The 18,387-nt window shown below is 60.7% G+C and carries 17 protein-coding genes and 2 tRNA genes; 16 read left to right on the top strand and 3 right to left on the bottom strand.

What is annotated here, in order from left to right; genetic code table 11:
• Positions 1 to 141: 141 nt before the first annotated feature.
• The 5 genes from F4X08_04375 to F4X08_04395 all read left to right on the top strand — a co-directional run bounded on the left by F4X08_04375 (position 142) and on the right by F4X08_04395 (position 3,799).
• Positions 142 to 783 (top strand): SAM-dependent chlorinase/fluorinase, encoded by a 642-nt coding sequence (locus F4X08_04375; GenBank protein MYD25035.1) that lies wholly within the window; start codon positions 142 to 144, stop codon positions 781 to 783.
• Between the two features lie 29 nt (positions 784 to 812).
• Positions 813 to 2,204 carry a sulfatase-like hydrolase/transferase gene (locus F4X08_04380; GenBank protein ID MYD25036.1) on the top strand — a complete coding sequence of 464 codons (1,392 nt, stop codon included), beginning with the start codon at positions 813 to 815 and terminating at the stop codon, positions 2,202 to 2,204.
• A gap of 90 nt (positions 2,205 to 2,294) precedes the next feature.
• Complete coding sequence (locus tag F4X08_04385; GenBank protein ID MYD25037.1) at positions 2,295 to 3,446, top strand: deoxyguanosinetriphosphate triphosphohydrolase; 1,152 nt, start codon at positions 2,295 to 2,297, stop codon at positions 3,444 to 3,446.
• Between the two features lie 88 nt (positions 3,447 to 3,534).
• Positions 3,535 to 3,605: transfer RNA gene (locus F4X08_04390), tRNA-Gln, on the top strand.
• Between the two features lie 122 nt (positions 3,606 to 3,727).
• A tRNA-Glu gene (locus tag F4X08_04395) sits at positions 3,728 to 3,799 on the top strand.
• A 178-nt stretch (positions 3,800 to 3,977) separates the two neighbouring features.
• On the opposite strand, the gene F4X08_04400 is transcribed toward F4X08_04395, so the two are convergent.
• From F4X08_04400 to F4X08_04410, 3 genes are all read right to left on the bottom strand, one after another.
• Positions 3,978 to 4,232 (bottom strand): hypothetical protein, encoded by a 255-nt coding sequence (locus F4X08_04400; protein MYD25038.1) that lies wholly within the window; start codon positions 4,230 to 4,232, stop codon positions 3,978 to 3,980.
• Positions 4,233 to 5,191: 959 nt separating this feature from the next.
• Positions 5,192 to 5,677, bottom strand: coding sequence for a MarR family transcriptional regulator (locus F4X08_04405; protein ID MYD25039.1), 486 nt, complete (start codon positions 5,675 to 5,677; stop codon positions 5,192 to 5,194).
• Positions 5,678 to 6,508: 831 nt separating this feature from the next.
• Complete coding sequence (locus F4X08_04410) at positions 6,509 to 7,537, bottom strand: hydroxyacid dehydrogenase (protein ID MYD25040.1); 1,029 nt, start codon at positions 7,535 to 7,537, stop codon at positions 6,509 to 6,511.
• Positions 7,538 to 7,692: 155 nt separating this feature from the next.
• Here F4X08_04410 and F4X08_04415 point away from each other — a divergent pair, with 155 nt between their 5' ends.
• The 11 genes from F4X08_04415 to F4X08_04465 all read left to right on the top strand — a co-directional run bounded on the left by F4X08_04415 (position 7,693) and on the right by F4X08_04465 (position 18,356).
• Entirely contained in the window at positions 7,693 to 8,127 is a 435-nt protein-coding gene (locus F4X08_04415) for a hypothetical protein (GenBank protein MYD25041.1), read from the top strand.
• 133 nt (positions 8,128 to 8,260) lie between these two features.
• Positions 8,261 to 10,219 carry a hypothetical protein gene (locus F4X08_04420; GenBank protein MYD25042.1) on the top strand — a complete coding sequence of 653 codons (1,959 nt, stop codon included), beginning with the start codon at positions 8,261 to 8,263 and terminating at the stop codon, positions 10,217 to 10,219.
• Between the two features lie 93 nt (positions 10,220 to 10,312).
• A complete protein-coding gene (locus tag F4X08_04425) occupies positions 10,313 to 10,873 on the top strand; it encodes an HDIG domain-containing protein (GenBank protein MYD25043.1) in 561 nt (186 codons plus the stop codon).
• A 197-nt stretch (positions 10,874 to 11,070) separates the two neighbouring features.
• Positions 11,071 to 11,316: a hypothetical protein gene (locus F4X08_04430; GenBank protein ID MYD25044.1), complete on the top strand. Its 246-nt coding sequence runs from the start codon at positions 11,071 to 11,073 to the stop codon at positions 11,314 to 11,316.
• A gap of 41 nt (positions 11,317 to 11,357) precedes the next feature.
• Positions 11,358 to 11,639, top strand: a complete 282-nt coding sequence (locus F4X08_04435) for a hypothetical protein (GenBank protein MYD25045.1) — start codon at positions 11,358 to 11,360, stop codon at positions 11,637 to 11,639.
• Positions 11,640 to 11,772: 133 nt separating this feature from the next.
• Positions 11,773 to 13,446 (top strand): methylmalonyl-CoA mutase, encoded by a 1,674-nt coding sequence (locus F4X08_04440; GenBank protein ID MYD25046.1) that lies wholly within the window; start codon positions 11,773 to 11,775, stop codon positions 13,444 to 13,446.
• Positions 13,447 to 13,624: 178 nt separating this feature from the next.
• Positions 13,625 to 14,071: a methylmalonyl-CoA epimerase gene (gene mce / locus F4X08_04445; protein ID MYD25047.1), complete on the top strand. Its 447-nt coding sequence runs from the start codon at positions 13,625 to 13,627 to the stop codon at positions 14,069 to 14,071.
• 118 nt (positions 14,072 to 14,189) lie between these two features.
• Entirely contained in the window at positions 14,190 to 14,453 is a 264-nt protein-coding gene (locus F4X08_04450) for a hypothetical protein (protein MYD25048.1), read from the top strand.
• Positions 14,423 to 15,334, top strand: a complete 912-nt coding sequence (locus F4X08_04455) for a hypothetical protein (protein ID MYD25049.1) — start codon at positions 14,423 to 14,425, stop codon at positions 15,332 to 15,334. The genes F4X08_04450 and F4X08_04455 overlap by 31 nt, the downstream gene beginning before the upstream one ends.
• A 33-nt stretch (positions 15,335 to 15,367) precedes the next feature.
• Complete coding sequence (locus F4X08_04460; protein ID MYD25050.1) at positions 15,368 to 17,365, top strand: tetratricopeptide repeat protein; 1,998 nt, start codon at positions 15,368 to 15,370, stop codon at positions 17,363 to 17,365.
• Between the two features lie 274 nt (positions 17,366 to 17,639).
• Positions 17,640 to 18,356 carry a MotA/TolQ/ExbB proton channel family protein gene (locus F4X08_04465; protein MYD25051.1) on the top strand — a complete coding sequence of 239 codons (717 nt, stop codon included), beginning with the start codon at positions 17,640 to 17,642 and terminating at the stop codon, positions 18,354 to 18,356.
• Positions 18,357 to 18,387 lie beyond the last annotated feature (31 nt).

Consider the following 18,387-nt stretch of genomic DNA (forward strand, 5'->3'; position numbering starts at 1 on the left):
CGGCGCAATTCAATCGATTAATAGTTGCAAATTTGAGTTAAATACCCTATACATATAGTACGTATGGCCGACGACCGATGAGTCAGCGCAGTACGTATTTTCCTCTACATTACAAAGCGTCACTTTTTTCATTCCACCACGATGGGATTTCCACGTGAAAGGAACAAAACCATGAAGCGGTTTACATCATACCTGTTGGCCTGTATGGTCGGCGCATTCGGCCTTTACGGCTGCGGCGGGGCCGAAGACGCGGCCATGGAAGAGGCGGCAACCGAAGAGATGGCCATGGACGTTGCCATGATCAACGTCGAGGTCAGCAGCATCAGCGAGGAATTCGCCAACATCAACACGAACGCCACGAGCGATCAGTTGATGGAAGCCGGTTTCGCCGCGGACGGCTGGATTTCGGTGACCCATAACGAACAGACTCTCGTCATGCCCATGGTCACCGATTACGGCGACGTGGCCGAAGGCGCCTGGCTCGCTCGGATGGACGAGGAGTCCGGCACCCTCCAGATCGCCATTAACGGCGGCAACGCCGCGACCGACATCGGTGCCGCGGTGGGCGACATGCTCCACGTCATGGCCGCCGACGCCCCGGCAATGGACGAAGGCGAGATGGGCGAAGGCGAGATGGGCGAAGGCGAAATGGGTGAAGGCGAGATGGGCGAAGGCGAGATGGACGAAGGTGAAGGCGGCATGGACGACGAGGGCGCGGAAGGCGGCGACTCGGATGCGTCCATGGGCGGAGAGGAAGAAGCCACCACGCAGCCTGCCCCGTAAGGTCTTAAGGGCGGCGTGTGCACAGCAACATGCCTTCACGCCCCAACATTCTCTGGTACTGTACGGATCAGCAGCGTTTCGACACCATCGGCGCGCTCGGCAATCCCCATGTAAGCACGCCGACGCTGGACGGGCTGGTGGGGGAAGGTGTCACCTTTACGCACGCCTACTGCCAGAGCCCGATCTGCACGCCCAGCCGGTCGAGCTTCATGACGGGCATGTATCCCGGGCGGATCCACAACACCCGAAACGGCAATGGCGTCTTCGAGAATCCGCCTCCCCTGATTTCCAGACTGCTGGCGGATAGCGGGTATGACTGCGGCCTGGTGGGCAAGTTCCACCTCCAGAGCGCGGGAAAGCGCACGGAACCCCGCATGGACGACGGCTACCGGTACTGGCGCTTCAGCCACGCGCCGCGGGACGACTGGCCGGAAGGGCATGACTACGCCGACTGGGTACGCGAGCGCGGCGGCGATCTCGACGCCCTGCGGGCGAGCGAGGACCGGGTCCCGCCCGAGCTTCACCAGACGACCTGGGTCACCGAGTGCGCCCTGGAGTTCATCACCGAGCGCCGGGCGCCCGACAAGCCCTGGATGCTGACGCTCAACCCCTACGATCCCCACCCGCCGTTTATCCCGCCCCGCGTCTACGCCGACCTGTTCGATCCGGCCGATATGCCCGGTCCCCACTTCCGCCCGAGTGACCTGACCCAGCAGGATGAACTCCGGGACGTGTTCTTCCAGTCGGAGGCCCGGCACCCGGAGACCTTCGACGGCAAGAAGCAGCAGGCCCTTTACTACGCTATGATCAAGCAGATCGACGATCAGTTCGCCCTTATCCTGGGCGAGCTCGAACGCACCGGGCAGCGGGAGAACACCGTAATCATCTTCACCAGCGACCATGGCGAATGCCTGGGGGACCACGGGCTACTGTGGAAGGGCTGCCGGTTCTACGAAGGCCTGGTGCGCGTACCCCTGATCTTCTCCCACCCCGGCCACATGAAGTCGGATCTCCGGAGCGACGCGCTGGTCGAACTGATCGACATGTCGGCGACCATGCTGGATATCGCCGACGTATCCGTGCCCGAGGATTTCCAGGGCCGCAGCCTGCTGCCCATCCTGGACGGCACGGTGGACCCGGGGTACAACCGGTCCTTCGTCCGCAGCGAGTATTTCGACGCCGTCTCCAACGATACGCAAGACTATGCCACCATGTACCGGAACGAAAGGTACAAGCTGGTGATGTACCATTCCCACGGCAAGGGCGAGCTCTACGACCTGGCCAGGGATCCCTGGGAGTTCGAGAACCTGTGGGACAATCCCGACTACAAAGATTTACGGAGCCACCTGTCCCTGGAGGCCTTCAACGCCACCATGATCCAGGACATCGATCCGGGGGGCTCCCTGATCGCCGGCACGTGACCGCACGTGATGCCGCGGGCTCCGGTTGCCGCTTCTCGAACCTGCACGTGACCGCCGCGCACCTGATGAACCCGCTCCGGAGGACACCGGATGATCGTCGACAGAACCCGGCTGGAAGATATGGAGGAACGCACGCTCGCTCCCTATGCCGTGAAGAGCAGCGCGAGCCGGGGCCGCAGGCATCCCGAGGAGGAGGCGCCGTGGCGGACGCCCTTCCAGCGGGACCGCGACCGGATTGTGCATTCCAAGTCCTTCCGCCGGCTCGAATACAAGACCCAGGTCTTCGTGTACCACGAGGGCGATCACTACCGGACGCGCCTCACGCACACCATGGAGACGGCGGGCGTTTCCGAAACGATCGCGCGGAACCTCGGCGCCAACCAGGACCTGGCGGCCGCCATTGCCCTGGCCCACGACCTGGGTCATCCCCCCTTCGGCCACTGCGGCGAGGATGCCCTCGACGTCCTGATGAAGCACTGCGGAGGGTTCCAGCACAACCGGCAGAGCCTGCGCATCATCGATCTGCTCGAATGGCGCTATCCGTCCTTCCAGGGCCTCAACCTGACCTGGGAGACGCGCGAGGGCATCGCGAAGCACAACGCCCCGCACGGCTTCGACGAGGAGGATTTCCAGCCCGGAAAGTTCGCCTCGGTGGAGGCCCAGATCGCCAACGTCGCCGACGAGATCGCCTACAACTCGCATGACCTGGACGACGGCGTGAGCGCGGGCATACTCAGCCTGGACCAGCTCACCGGCCTGGAGATCTGGGACGGGGCGATCCGCGAGGAGGTGGAGAAGGTCCGGGACCTCGACCCCACGCGCAAGCGGTACCGGATCATCCGCGCGCTGATCAACCAGATGATCATGGACGTGGTCCGGACGACCCACGAGAACCTGGAACGCCACGGCGTGAAGTCGCCGGACGAAGTGCGCACGCTCGACGTCCCCGTGGTGGACTACAGCCCGTCCATGGCCGGGAAGAACAGGCAGCTCCGCGCATTCCTGATGGAGAACTTCTACCGGCACTACCGGCTGATCCGCATGTCCCGCAAGGCGACCCGGTTCATCGAAAGCCTCTTCAAAGAATACACCGCCGACCCGCGGCAGCTTCCCCCGGCCGGCGTTCCGCACGGCGAGGACGAGCCGCTCGAGCGCCGGGTATGCGACTACATCGCGGGGATGACGGACCGTTACGCCCTGCGGGAATACGAGCGTCTCTTCGATCCCTACGAGCGCGTCTGACCCTGATTTTACTTGATTTTCGAGGTGAATTACCTATCTTAAACGCGGCGGCAATCGGGGAAAACGCCCGGTCGGCCGCCGGTCCGATTGGGGGGTCGTTCAAGGGTAGGACACATGGCTCTGGACCATGGAATCGGGGTTCGAATCCCTGCCCCCCAGTGCGCATACCCGCCGGAAAGGCAGGATGTGGGCAGCGCGCCGACCTATTCGTGCTGCGGCAGCATCGCGGCCCGACGGCTTGACGCCAGCGGGTGAAAGGCGTATCTTTACCGATGCAATGTGGCGGTATCGTCTAGTGGTTAGGACGGGTGGTTCTCAGCCATCAAACCGGGGTTCGATTCCCCGTACCGCTATGTAACTTGAGTTCCGGTCGATCGCCGATAGTGCCGGCACAATCCCCGAAAAGCCTTTGAACAAGGGCATTTCGGGGTTTTTTGTATGCACGGAGGTCTTCCTGAATATGCGATGGAAATACAGCCCGGCAGGTGCAAGCGAATAAAACCGTGCGAGGCATGCTAAGCCGATTAACCTTCAAGATACCATTTCAAGATACCACAGGATCGCGAATACGATGGCGCTGAATACAACCACGCCGGTCAGCACCACGGTAAGGATAAACGACTTCGTGGCGACTTGATTCAGCTTCTCCTCTACCTTCCCCAGCCGTACCCATATGCTTTCGGCCCCGTGGTACAGATCCCCTTCGATGCGATTGATGGACCGCTTGATTTCCGTGGTGGAATTTCCCTGCTTGCCACGCGATGTCTTATCTTTGTTCTCGCTCATGTATTTACCTTGTCTTGCGGTTTATCCTTCTGTTCACTGTCATCCCCTGGTCAGGATTTCGGCGCATAAGACGATCAGGCCAAAGGTTCCCAGTAATGTCAGAATGAGCCAGATGATGAACCAGGCCCGCAGCAGATTCCGGATGCTCTCCAGGATGGTCAATTCCGTGTCCGGAAGCTTGAGATCCCTACCCATCTGCCTTTCTCCATGCGATGCATACCATATCACGCATTGATGAACGCCTTGAAGAACCGATGATTATCCGGTCTTTCCAAAATAGTGATTTGACAGTCGCTTACACATGAAAAAAAGTTCAATATATGCTATTAACGTGAATATCGGAATAAAAAATGTGATATTTCGTGATTTAGTATAAAAACCGCCTACGGGAAAAGGCGGACACGATCATTTCGCGACTATGATCGGCCGTAGCGAAGGCTGTGTTCAGGCGACGGCCCACTGAATAAGAAACGAACCCGGGTCGTTGTGAGGCGGACCGCGAGATGACCGCTTAGTTCAACGCTTCCGATTCATAGGGAAGTACATTGGGCGGCGTGCCATCCAGGTCGCCTTCTATACCGATAGTCGGCAACACGATCTGCAATCTCGTGGTTTTGTTGCGTTTTTTAGCGTAAGGATCGGATGTGCAGGATACCTTGCGGATGGACCCCGGTATGCTCGGTCGGTCGCTCGGCCGGTCGCTCGACTTCTACTGGGGAGAGGACCGCGAGCTCGCAAGAAAACGACCGGAACATCGCCCGGAATTGGATTGGTGCGAATTGGGGGTAGAAGGAACGGTCAGGCTGAACGTGGGTTGGTGGTAGGCTTGATGTGGGCCAGACGTGGGATAGATTAAGACTGATCGCTGGGTGGATCAGCCTAAAGGTAGGGTAGATCTGAGGCAATATGGGGAAACGAACCGGAATCTGTAATAGCGCGGCGGATCTGGCGCCGCACCATTAACTGGAAGCGGCGGCAGTCGATGCGGCGTCGTCGTTCGTCCGAAGCTCTTCTTCCGTACACCAGATCAGTTCGAGCGACTGGACCACTTTTTCGAACTGTTCCAGGTCCCACTGGTCGGAAGCCTTCAGGGCCCTGGCCTTGATGTGCTCCCAGAACATATCGGTCGCCACCCGGCCGTTCTTGGTAAGTTCACACTTTACGACTCTCCGGTCGTTCGGGTCCGAATCCCGCTGAACCAACTGCTTCTTCACCAGGCGGTCCACGATGGTCGTGGTTGTGGAAAGGCCGCTGCCCAGGGAGCCGGCCAACTGGCCCATCCTGAGCGGACCTGCGTGCTCGAGCAGGATCAGTGTCTTGACCTGGGGCACGGTCATGTCCAGCCCCTGCCACTCATCCAGTCTTGCGATGTACGTCAAACGACACAGGTTTCTCACCACGGACACATAGCGATCGGAAAGCTCTCTCAGATTGTTGATCTGCACGATCTCTCACCTTCGTTAAATCACCGGCTCATACGAGGAAACAGGGAACGTCATCCGCTATCAACGTGATACGCAATTCTACGCAACAAACAGTGCTTCTGTCAAGCAATATCAGGCAATTCGTGCAATCTGCAGGGTGGGTTTGTGATGGAAAAATCACACCGGTTACGGAAACCGGAACATATCCAATAATACTAAACAACAACAATAATAAATGAAATAAAGTTATGATTTATATCAGTATTCGGTAATAACAAACATCACTATCCGACTTTTAATCGTTACAATTGCGCTCTAAACGTGTACTTAGTAATTGTTGTTGCACAAAAGTATCTTTGTAATCATACTCTTAAATGAACAATTAAAACAATTAACGAAAATTACAGTAAACCATATATTGAACAAAAACAGGTCTTTGTCTAACCCTGTGTATTCTGCCTGAAAATTTTGTGAATTGTGCAATAATACTGACAACCCGATTAATGGCGGCAACTTGTTCATGGGTATTACTCCATGTAAATGAAGCGGCCGCCGGCCGTGCCATTTAAGGTCAGTAGACAAGAAGCCCCGGGCCCTGTGAAACGGCCGGGGCTTCTCGCTGGGAATAGAAAGACCTGAGGGCATTTGTCCGCGAGTTGATGGACACTGTGGACAGGATGGCACAGCAAAACGGCAAAGGGATACTGCGCAACTAACCTCCTTATTCACCCCGCCGGCAGGAAAAGATATGTACTCCTTTCTCCGCAATAGATATCCACACGTTATCCACGCCTGATTCACTCTCCACTCCGTAAGTTATCCACATTTTGTACACACGTTGGCTGCAAGCTGCTATCGCGGCCTGAACTGGTCGGCCAGCTTCTCCGCCCAGGCCCGGTTCGCGTCGATCGTTCGGCCGGCGTTGTGCGGCGTATGCACGACGTTGTGGCGCCCGAGCAGCGGATCCCCGAGGGGCAGGGGTTCTATGTCCCACACGTCCGCCGCCAGGCTCAGCTCGTCGGCCAGGACCCGCCGCCGGACCGCTTCCATGTCGCAAATCAGAGCCCGGGTCACCAGCACCACGAGACACCCGCGGGGCAGGGCGTCGATGTGTTCGGCTTCGACCAGGCCGTGCGTGGATTCGGTCAGCGGCACCATGGGCGCGAACACCTCCGCATCCGAGACCAGTTGGTCCAGGTGGTAGATCCGGCGCGTGCCGGCGCGGTGAAAGCCCGGTTCGGTGGCGTAGGGGTCCCAGGCCGCCACGTCGGCGCCCAGCATGGACGCGAAGCTAGCGTACCGGCTGGCGATGTTGCCGGCCCCCACGATCCGCACCCGCTTACCGGCCAGCGTGCCGCTCGCGAAGGCGGGATCGTCACCGAACTGCTGGCCCCGCGTCCCTGGCCGGCCCCGTCCGCCGGGAGGCTCGTAGTCCCACGGCCCCTGACCGTCGATGATCTCCCGGTGCAACTGGGGGATCCGCCGTAAACCGCACAGCGTCAGCGCCAGCCCGAATTCCGCCACGGACTGCGACCAGAACCCCTCGCTCGGATGGTCGTAGACGGCGACGCCGGCTTCGGTCAGGTACGTGCCGCATGCCTCGTCCAGCCCCCGGTCGTAGGCGGCTTGAAAAGTCGCTTCCTCCAGCGCACCGAACTTCCTTAGACATTCAATGGTCACCGCCATGCCGAGGGTGGCCAGCCGTGTCACGTTTCCCGCAAGTTCCGCAAATCCCGCGTCCGCCACGACCTCGCCCAGGGGCCGGTCGTCCCCGTGCGCCGGGCGTATGAGTTCGGCTTCGGGCCAGAGGGTATGGAAATGGTCCGCGGCAAAGGGCCATACCCCGTCGAAGTCTGGATGAACGACGATCAGATCGCCCATGTGGATATCCTCCGAGGTGAGAAAAACAAAATAAGTCACGAGAATGCGAAAATTACGGGCGACTAATCACTATATAGCCGGCATTCATCGAGGTGGCAACGGCAAGAGGATGACCAGCATGGTTATCCTTGAACAATCCACAACGGAGGTTTAAATTGAATAAACCACAAGTACCGGATCACACCGACGACTTCGATCACAGGATATCGGCCCTGGAGTCGGACATGGACACGATCAAATCGAATTTCGAGGGCCTGACCGCCACGCTGCAGAAATCGTTTGCCAAGGTCGAAGAAGATATTCAGGGTGTCCGGGATTTGATTGCAAAGGTAATCGTACATACCAATGAACGATTCAGATCCATGGACGACAAGATACAGTCCATGGATGCCAGGATACAATCCACTCGCGATGACCTGCAGAAAAGCTTCAGGGATGATCTGCGCGATTTCCGCAGGGAAATCAAAGAGGATGTACGAGAAATCAAAGAGGATGTTAAAGAGGATGTAAGGAACAGCGTCAACGGGTTACGGTGGACCGTTGGAATCATCGTTGCACTCGCTGTAGCGGTGATGAAATTGTTGCCGTAAGCAGATTTGGAATTTTCGACGCTGGTGATGCCCGCTCGACTCGGGTGTCGCCCGTTCGATCCGGTTTCGCTCGTCCGATTCGAGTACCGCCCGTTCGAACCGGGTACGCCCGTTTTCTCAGATGTGACATGAAATGATGCGTGACCTTTGCATACTTGCGGGAAGATGGCTTGTCTTCGCCCTGCTTCCCCTGACGCTGTCCGGATCAGTCTTCGCACAGCCCATTGAACAGATGCGATCCGACCACTTGCTGAAAGTAGACCTGCTCTACATAGGCGCCCATCCCGATGATGAAAGCGGGGTCACGGCCACTTTCGCGCGCGAGGTCCTCGACGGCGGCGCGAAGGCGGGTATCGTGCTCATCACGCGCGGCGAGGGTGGCGGCAACGCCATCGGCCGGGAGCTCGGACCCTCGCTGGGCATACTTCGCGAGGCCGAGATCCGACGGTCCGCCGCCGAGTACGGAGTGGACCTGGTCTACTTCCTGGACAAGACCGATTTCTTCTACACGCTTAGCGACCAGGCCACCTTCGACGTGTGGGGCTACGAGGACACGCTGGGCAGGGTCGTGCGGATGGTCCGCCTGCTCCGTCCGGAAGTCATCGTGACCATGTGGCCCGGCCCGGGCACCCACGGCCATCACCAGGTGGCGGCCCGGCTTGCCACGGAGGCCTTCACCGCCGCGGCCGATCCCGAACAGTTTCCGGCGCAGATCGAGGACGAGTATCTGCGCACGTGGCAGCCGGCGAAACTGTACTACAATGCCCGGCGGCTTGGTGCCGTCTTCATACCCACGGGCGACATCTCGCCCAGCCGCTTCATGAGCTACGCGGAGATCAAGTCCCTGGCCCTGCGCAACTTCCGGTCGCAGGGTTTCGACCGAAGAGCCACGGTGCCGCCGCGCGGTGCCGGGGCGGAGGCGTTCATGCTGGTCAAGTCTCTCGTGCCGCCTTCGCCGAAAGGCCTCAAGACCCTCCTTGGCGGTCTGGAGGGCCCGCGCGATCCCGGCATCGCTCTGGGTCCGCCGCCTTCGACGGAACCGCTGTCCATTGGCATGGTGCCCCGTTCGGACATCGTCCGCTACCGCCGCTGGGCCGAAGCACACCAGGTATCATGGGTCGCGGACCTGTTGCCCGCCGCGCTGTCCATCGGATCGGGCATGACCGGTGCCCTGGAGGCGAGGGTCGTCAGCCGGATCCCCGAAGGCGCATCGGGCCGGGTAAGGCTCGATCTTCCCGAAGGGTGGGCGGGCGGCCCCCTGCAGGCGGACTACGAGGTACCGGGACGCGGCGAGACGACGGTCTCCTTCACCGTACGCGTGCCGGATGATGTCGTGCAGGGCAGCTACCCGGTGCGGCTGTCGGCCGACCAGGCGGAAGGTTCGGGTCCGGCCGGCCAGACCGTTGACGGCAGCGGCATGATCGACGTGCTGCCGGTCATGGATCTCGCGCCCGCGGCGGGTCCCGTGGAGATCGACGGTGATCTCGCAGACTGGGCGGGGATCGAGCCCCATGCCATCCCGTCGGACCACATCTGGTCGGGTTCCCTGCCGGGTGGCGACGACGACTGCAGCGCGGTCTTCCGCGCAGCCTACGACCAGACGAACCTGTACGTCGCCGTGGACGTGCGGGACGACGCGGTGGTCTGCAACATCGCGCCGGACGACATCAAGGGCCACTGGCGGTCCGATGCTGTGGAAATCTGCGTCGACCCCTCCGGCCGGAGCGACAACACGCTGTCGGTCTTCAAGGCGGGCATCTTTCCCGGCACCACGGCGGGACGCGAACCCAGGGCGGCAAGGGACGCCGACGCGCATCAGGGTGTGATCGAGAAGACGGCGCCGGGCATGCGGGTGGCGTCCAGGTTCGCCGCGACCGGCTACGTGATCGAGACCGCCATCCCCTGGGCCGACATGCCGGGTGGCGCGCCGCCGCAGATTGGCGAGACCATCGGCTTCAACGTGGTGATCTACGACGGCGACGAGACCGATGCCGGTCCCGGGGCCAACATCGGCAAGGCCCGCCTGGCCTGGTCCTACCGACCGTCCGCCCAGGCCCTGCCTTACTACTACGGCCGGGCCGTGGTCCGGTAGGCCGCCCATTCGACTGGCCGCCCATTCGACTGGGCGCCCATTCGACAGGCCGCCCATTCGATTGGCCGCCCGCCCACCGAGAAGGGAATCGCATTGAACCGCGACGACGCGCTCGCATTGCTGCACGAACACACGAAGACGGACAGCCTGCGGAAGCACGCCCTGGGCGTGGAGGCCGCCATGCGCCACTACGCCAGGAAGTACGTCGAGGACGAGGAGAAATGGGGCATCGTGGGCCTGCTGCACGACTTCGACTACGAAGCCACGCCCGACCCCGAGGACCATCCCATGCGCGGGGCGAAAATCCTGGAGGAGCAGGGCTATCCCGAGGACGTCATCTACGCCATCAAGTCCCACGCCACCTACCTCGGCCTCGAACGGCGCAGCCTGATGGACAAGACGCTCTTCGCCGTGGATGAACTCGTGGGGTTCATCACCGCGGTCGCCCTCGTGCGTCCCTCCGGAAGCGTGCACGAGGTGAGGGTGAAATCCGTGCGCAAGAAGATGAAGGCCATCGCCTTCGCCCGGGCCGTTTCCCGCGAGGACATCGTCGAAGGGGCCGAAAGTCTCGGCCTCGATCTGGGCGATCACATCGCCAACGTCATCGAGGCCATGCAGGGCGAAGCCGCCGCGCTGGGTCTCGCCGGTTCCTAGCCGGCTTCCGGCCTGCTCCTAGCCTGCCGTGGACCGTTCCTCTCCAGCCGGTCAGACTGCCCATATACCCACAATAGTTTTTTTCTTACGAGATATCCGAACTCGATTTCGGCTATTCATTATACAAGGGGTCTGCAACCTGAGGGATTGTACACCCGGTTCTTCAGTCTATTTACCGTCACCATCATGGAGAAACGATGGAACGTAAGGATTGGGTAATGCTCGGTGGTTTTGTCGGAACGATTTTGACGATCATTGTCGTCTTCTTCGCTGGATTGCAGACCATGAACAGTCGTTTCGAGGCGGTAGATCGTCGTTTCGAGGCGGTAGATCGTCGTTTCGTGGCGATTGAAAACCGACTGTTATCTATTGAGGAACATCTCAGGGGTTCCGATGCTTCCATTGATGACGCCGCATCGGCCAATAGGGAGTCAATACCGTAGTTTCATCCTGTTGAACAAGATCGTAGACCTGGAGGCTAAAATTGACTGCAACATCCCGTGACAACTGGACATTCGGCGCACAGATTGCAACCGCAGTCGGGATGTTCCTGGTGACACTCGGAATCCTCTTTATCGCGACGCTCACTTACCTGGATCGGGAAGACAAGGAGTTCAGGGATGAGGTAAGATCGGAGCTGAAGGAGATGCGCACCGAGTTTGTCGCTCTGCGTACCGAGTTCTCATCCATGAGATCCGAGATACATGATATGAATACGCGTCTCGGACGGGTTGAAGGTTACCTGAGGGTGTCCGGAGGGGATTGATTCGATCCCCTGATTGGCCATCCACACCGTGGGGCCACTGCCCCAAACCCGTTGACGTCCGGGTGATTTAGGTGTAGTTTTCAGGGTCCGTTCAGCCACCCTTCTACCCGTTTGTAACGCGGACTTACCGGTCATGGATGCTGGCAAGGAATCCCTTGAAACGGCCCGGAAAGCATGGGAAGAGCAGAAGTTGAAGCCGGCGCTGGAGCGGCTGCCCGAACGCAGCGACCGTTTCGAGACCGGCTCCGGCATTCCCGTGAAGCGGCTGTACACGCCCGAGGACACGGCAAACATCGATCCGGATGCCGATATCGGAATGCCGGGGGAGTATCCCTTTACGCGGGGCATCCGCCCGACCATGTACCGCGGTCGGCTCTGGACGATGCGGCAATACGCGGGATTCGGTTCGGCCGAAGAGACCAACGCCCGTTACCGGTACCTCCTGTCCCAGGGCCAGACCGGGCTTTCCGTGGCCTTCGACCTGCCCACCCAGATCGGCTATGATTCCGATCATCCCGTGGTGGCCGGGGAGGTTGGCCGCACGGGCGTGGCGATATCCACGATCGACGACATGCGGACCCTCTTCGATGAAATCCCGCAGGAGTCGGTCAGCACTTCACTCACCATCAACGCCACGGCCACGGTGCTTGTGGCGCTCTACGCGGCCGTGGCCGAAGAGCGCGGCGTACCGCTGGAGCGGCTCGCGGGTACGGTCCAGAACGACATCCTGAAGGAATACATCGCGCGGGGCACCTTCATCTACCCGCCTGGTCCCTCCCTGCGCCTGGCCACCGACCTGATCCGGTTCTGCGCCGGCAGCATGCCGAAATGGAACCCTATCAGCATCAGCGGGTACCACATAAGGGAAGCGGGCGCCACGGCCGTGCAGGAGGTCGCCTTCACCCTCGCCAACGGGCTGGGGTACGTGAAGGCGGTCACGGACGCCGGGATGGACGTGGACGCCTTCGCGCCCCAGCTCTCCTTCTTCTTCAACGCCCACAACCAGTTCTTCGAAGAGGTGGCCAAGTTCCGCGCGGCCCGGCGGCTCTGGGCCCGGCTCATGCGGGAAAGGGTGGGGGCGAAGAACCCCCGGTCCTGGCAGCTCAGGTTTCACACACAGACCGGCGGATCGACGCTGACCGCGCAGCAGCCGGAGAACAACGTCGTGCGGGTGGCGCTGCAGGCCCTGGCGGCGGTGTGCGGCGGCACACAGTCCCTCCATACCAACAGTCTCGACGAAGCGCTCGCCCTGCCCTCCGAATCGGCGGCGACCCTGGCCCTGAGGACGCAGCAGGTCATCGCCCACGAGACCGGGGCGGCCGACACGGTGGACCCCTTTGCCGGGTCCTATTTCGTGGAAGCGCTGACCGGCGAGATCGAGGCGGCGGCGAGGGCGCATCTGGAACGCATCGACGGTTACGGCGGCGCCCTGGGGGCCATCGAGGCGGGTTATCCCCAGGAGGAGATCAGCCGCAGCGCCTATGCCTGCCAGATGGCCGTCGAACGGGAAGAACAAGTCATCGTGGGGGTGAACCGCTTTACCGGCGATGATGAGGAGGGGCCGGCGCCTTTTCCAATCGATCCCGCCATCGAAGCACGCCAGGTGGAACGGGTGCGCGCTTTCAGGAAGGAGCGGGACGGGCGGGCCTCGGCACGGGCGCTCGAGGCGCTCGAATCGTCGGCCCGCACGCAGGACAACCTGATGCCGCTGATCATCGATGCCGTGCGCGGGCGGGCCACCCTGGGCGAGATCTGCGATACGCTCCGCGACGTCTTCGGAGAATACCGGCGCCCAGAGCGGTTTTGAGCCACGGCCGTGTCGCGACGCCGGCGCGTCCCGAGCGGTTTTGAGCCACGGCCGTGTCGCGACGCCGGCGCGTCCCGAGCGGTTTTTAGCCACGGCCGTGTCGCGACGCCGGCGCGTCCCGAGCGGTTTTAAGGCGGCCCGCTACACTGCCGGCCACATGAAGGAGATGTCGAATACCATGTCGAAGGACCTGCCTGAAAAGTCCGCCCGCGTCGCCCACATCGGGATCGCCGTGCGCGATCTGGACGAAGCGCTTCGCCTGTACCACGAGGCCCTCGGGCTGCCGCTGCTCGGCCGGGAGTCCGTGGAGAGCGACGGCGTCAACGTGGCCTTCCTTCCCGCTGGAGACACCGAGCTGGAGCTCTTGGAGGCGACGGCCCCGGAGAGTCCGGTGGCCCGTTTCATCGAGAAGCACGGGGAGGGCATCCACCATATCGCCCTGGAAGTCGACGACGTGGCGGAATCGCTGAAGAACTTGCGCGACCGCGGGTACCGGCTGATCGACGAGGAACCGCGCATCGGGGCGGGAGGCGTCCGGGTCGCCTTCGTGCATCCACGGAGCACAAGCGGCGTACTGATCGAACTGTGTGAGAAGGGCGGGGACGGCAGGCCGCGACAGCCGTAACTTTTACTTGACAACGTGCGACAGCCTTTCTTATTTAGTTAGAATTGAAACTACAGGTTGAAGTTATGTACAACAATGTCCGTTAGCGCCCGCTCGGTGGATTCCGTTTCACCCGCGTATGATCCGTATTACGTCATTTCGGCAGGCACTCGGCTACGTGGTCGCGCTGGCGATGTGCGTATCCGGCGTACTGGTCCTGACCGGCACTATCCTGCGGGTGTTCATTCAGACGGAACAATTGAGACTGGTTTTCGGCAGCGTGCTCATTCTCTATGGGATCTTCCGGTTCGTGTCCGCCTATTTCACGGATAAGCGGAACGAGGAGACCCGCTCCATCCTTGAGGACGATTCATGGCGAGGTTCGGGGTCCACTTCCGGTTAGCGTTTTCCGGTGCGGCCCTGTTGTTTTTCATGACGGGCTGCGGCCAACCCGACGAAACGGCCACCCGGGGTTACCTCAAGGTGTCCAGCGCCGAGGTCGCCTTCCCGTACATCGAGAGTTCTGCGGTCAAGTACGCGCAGGTCTACAACGAAGCCTTCGTCGATGTGGGCAAGACGACCTCCCGTGAAGCGCTGGTCGACCTTTCCGAGGGACGAAGCCGCCTGGCGGTGTTATCCCGTGAACCCAACGAATCCGAGGTCGAAGCGCTCTCGGCCGGCGAAGCGGACTTCATTACACGGACCGTCGCCCACGACGCGCTGGCGGTTATCGTCCACGGCGACAATCCCGTCGAAGACCTGACGGTGGGGCAGTTGCGGGACATCTACACCGGGAAGATCACCAACTGGCGTGAACTGGGGGGGAAGGACATGGCGATCCGCCCCCTGGTCCGCGATCGGAATTCCGGCACGTACGAGGTCTTCGAGGACGTGGTGCTCGAAGGCGCGGAATACGGCGCCAACGTGTATCCCTGCAGCACGATGGCCGCTCTGGCAAGCATCGCGGGCGCCTATCCCGGCACGATCGGGATCACGGGGCTTCTGATCACGAACGACGTCCAGACGATGGCCTATTACAAGACGATCCGGATCGCCGAGGATGAAGGCGGTCCCTATCTGCTGCCCACGCAGCATAAGTTGCTTCAGGAGTTGTATCCGCTCCGGCGGCCCCTGGTGCTGTGCTACTTCAAGCGGTCGTCGCTGGAAGTCAACCTGGTATCTGGATTCGTAACCTTTCTCACGGCGGTCAAGGGACAGCAGATCGCCATAGACGAAGGCGTCGTGCCGGCGACCATGCCGGTCCGGACGGTCAAACTGCAGTAACAAGGCTCGCAAGAGCATCGGGAGGTATCCAACATGTGGATCGCAGGTGTGAACCGCAGGATAGGCAAAAGCGCTCTGTTCGTACTCGGCGCGCTGCTGCTGGCCGGCCTGGCCGGTACGCCGGCCGTGGCAGGCGCGCAGAGCGTGGATGCCGCCCGGGCGGTCTACGACAGCGGGAATTACGACGATACCGTTGCCATACTCCGGGACGTACTCAGCAACGGGAAGAAGAACACGGACGCCCACTACCTGCTCGGCCTGGCGCTCAAGCGGCAGGGCCACCTCGACGAGGCGTACTCCGAATTCCTGATCGCCGTCGACCAGCAGAAGAAGAACCACGACGCCCGCTTCGAACTGAGCCTGCAGGAGATCCGCACGGGCCGGTTCGAGGACGCGCAGAAGTCGATCGAGGAAGGCCTGAAGCGCACCAAGGATAAGGACGCGCGGTTCTTCTACGCCCAGGGCCAACTTGCCATCGCGCAGGAGGATCTGCGTACCGCCGAGGTGCAATTTACCAGGGCGCGCAGCATCGATGCGCAGAACCCGCTGTACGTACGGGGATTGGGTGACGTCTACGAGGCGCGGAACGTCTGGGGACTGGCGATTACCAACTACCGGCAGGCCCTCGCCATGCAGCCCGATTCCCCGGACGCCGCCATGATCCACTACCGGATCGGCCAGTTGCACTTCAAGGCGCGCCAGTGGAACGAATCCTACGCCGCATTCCAGCAAGCGACGGAATTCGATCCCAATCTGGAAGACGCCTGGTACCAGCAGGGGTACATCCAGTACGTGGCTGAACGCTATCCCCTCGTCGTCGAACCGATGGAGAGATTCGTGGCGCTGGACCAGACCAATGCCGAAGCCTATTACATGCTGGCCGAGTCCTTCAACAAGACGCAGCGGATCAAGATGGCCGTGCCCCACTACATGAAGACCATCGAGCTGGACCCGGACCGGATCGAAGCCTATCTGCCGATGGGGGACGGGCTGGTCGCCGACGGCCGGTACATGGAGGCGGTAAACGCCTACAAGGAAGCCGTGATGCAGAACGCGGACAACGCGGAGCTGCATTTCAGCCTGGGCTGGGTACAGACGCAGCCGGAGGTCGGACAGTACGACGAGGGCATAGTCAACCTGAAGAAGTCCATTGAACTGGACGGCTCGTCGGAGAAGCCCTACATCCAGCTGGCGCTGGTCTATTTCGACCAGGAAAAGTACGAGGAGGCCATTCCGGTCCTCGAAGAGGCCATCAAGGTCAATCCCACCGACCAGAACCCCTATGCGTACTACGGACGCTCTTACATCGCGCAGGGACAGTACGCGCAAGCCGTGACGGCCGTCAAAGCCGTGCTGGAACCGGCGATTCAGGCGGTGGAGGACGAACGGACCCGGATAACGCTGAGTAACGTGTACTACAACCTCGGCAGGGAGATCTATGGCGCCTCCCGCGAGGCAGAGCGCGACCAGAGACCGGCGATCTACGCGGCTTCGCTGGATATGTACCGGGCCAAGGTCGCCCACGACAACACGGACTATTTCGCCTTTCTGAACATGGGTATCACGGGCCTGGTGGCCCAGGACGGCGCGGTGGCCCGGGACGCCCTGCTCCAGGCCCTGGACCTGCGGACCGCAGAGGCCGAGGAGGATCCGACGACCATTCTGCAGCCGCTGAAATACCTGGGAACGGCCTATCTCATCCTGGAGGATTACGGCAACGCGCGCACGACGTTCCAACGCGTGCTTGAAATCGATCCCACGGATCACGAGGCCTACTATCGGCTGGGGTTCGACCGGGTACTGAACGAGGACTGGGGCGGCGCCATCGGCCGACTCCGGAAGGCCATCGAGTTAAAACCGGACGAGGCGTCCTATCATCTTTTGCTCGCCCAGGCCTACACGAACTCGCAGCAGCTCGCTCCGGCGATCCGTCATTACCGGGAGTGCCTAAAGCTGGATCCGAACAATGGAAGGGCGCGCGAGCAGTTGAACACCGTGCAGGCGATTTACGAGCAGTTGCAGGGAGATTGACGGACCGGAATTGTCAAGCCATCTATATTCGACGAATCGAGACGGAGAATCCGGACAACGACATTTGAGAAGACAAGCCTGTTTTCAAGGCGACACTCAGGACACGGATTGAAAGGTGGTGGTGAAGGAAGGCGTTTGTCCCGCCTACGCAAGAGGACGCGTTACGACACAATAGTTTCTTGGTTTATTCGGCAGGGATTATATCACACTTGAGATGATTGTTTCGCTGCTACGTTCACGATCGCAACTGTACAAAGTCTAAGGAGAATCTGATATGCGGCCAGGCGCCTTTATCATGATCATCATCGTCCTTTGCTTTATTGTTTCATGGATTATCTTCGAGTACTTTCTGCCACAGTTCGTAAAGGACGGCGGACCCGTGGTCATCGGCCTCATGGTGCTCACCATGCTGGACATCACCTTCATCATCGAGCGTTCGCTGACGCTGAAGAAAGCCCGCGGTAAGCGGCCGCAGGTGGCTTTTCTCAAGGACGCCATGGGCGCGATCCGCAACAACGACATCAAGCGTGCGGTCAACCTGTGCAACTCGCAGCAGGGCACCATGGCCAACGTGCTGCGCGCCGGTCTCGAGCGTTTCGATTCCATCGCCGAAGAGAACCTGACCAGCGATCGGCAGGTGCAGGAGATCAAGCGGGCCTTCGACGAAGCCAACGCTCTCGAGACCCCGCTGCTCGAACGCAACCTGATCGCGCTGCAGACCATCGCGACCATCGCCACCCTGGTGGGGCTGCTCGGAACGACGATCGGTATGATCCGGGCCTTCGCCGCCATGGCCAACGAAGGCGCGCCGGACGCCATTCAGCTCGCGCTGGGTATCTCCGAAGCGCTGATCAATACGGCGGGCGGGCTGGCCGCGGCCATCATGGGTATCGTAGCGTACAACTACTTCGTCAACAAGGTGGACATGTTCACCTACGCCGTGGACGAAGTGGCACAGGAAGTCCTGGCCATTCTTACCGGCCGGGCCTAATCCAACGGCTTTATGGCGTTAAGGAGTCTTT

Source organism: Gemmatimonadota bacterium (assembly GCA_009841265.1).
Classification (GTDB): Bacteria; JAAXHH01; JAAXHH01; order JAAXHH01; family JAAXHH01; genus JAAXHH01.

Excerpts from the sequence above, each read along its gene's own strand:
- F4X08_04375 (MYD25035.1), top strand. The coding sequence starts at position 142 with ATGGGATTTCCACGTGAAAGGAACAAAACCATGAAGCGGTTTACATCA.
- F4X08_04380 (MYD25036.1), top strand. The coding sequence starts at position 813 with ATGCCTTCACGCCCCAACATTCTCTGGTACTGTACGGATCAGCAGCGT.
- F4X08_04385 (MYD25037.1), top strand. The coding sequence starts at position 2,295 with ATGATCGTCGACAGAACCCGGCTGGAAGATATGGAGGAACGCACGCTC.
- F4X08_04400 (MYD25038.1), bottom strand. The coding sequence starts at position 4,232 with ATGAGCGAGAACAAAGATAAGACATCGCGTGGCAAGCAGGGAAATTCC.
- F4X08_04410 (MYD25040.1), bottom strand. The coding sequence starts at position 7,537 with ATGGGCGATCTGATCGTCGTTCATCCAGACTTCGACGGGGTATGGCCC.
- F4X08_04420 (MYD25042.1), top strand. The coding sequence starts at position 8,261 with ATGATGCGTGACCTTTGCATACTTGCGGGAAGATGGCTTGTCTTCGCC.
- F4X08_04430 (MYD25044.1), top strand. The coding sequence starts at position 11,071 with ATGGAACGTAAGGATTGGGTAATGCTCGGTGGTTTTGTCGGAACGATT.
- F4X08_04440 (MYD25046.1), top strand. The coding sequence starts at position 11,773 with ATGGATGCTGGCAAGGAATCCCTTGAAACGGCCCGGAAAGCATGGGAA.
- mce (MYD25047.1), top strand. The coding sequence starts at position 13,625 with ATGTCGAAGGACCTGCCTGAAAAGTCCGCCCGCGTCGCCCACATCGGG.
- F4X08_04450 (MYD25048.1), top strand. The coding sequence starts at position 14,190 with ATGATCCGTATTACGTCATTTCGGCAGGCACTCGGCTACGTGGTCGCG.
- F4X08_04455 (MYD25049.1), top strand. The coding sequence starts at position 14,423 with ATGGCGAGGTTCGGGGTCCACTTCCGGTTAGCGTTTTCCGGTGCGGCC.
- F4X08_04460 (MYD25050.1), top strand. The coding sequence starts at position 15,368 with ATGTGGATCGCAGGTGTGAACCGCAGGATAGGCAAAAGCGCTCTGTTC.
- F4X08_04465 (MYD25051.1), top strand. The coding sequence starts at position 17,640 with ATGCGGCCAGGCGCCTTTATCATGATCATCATCGTCCTTTGCTTTATT.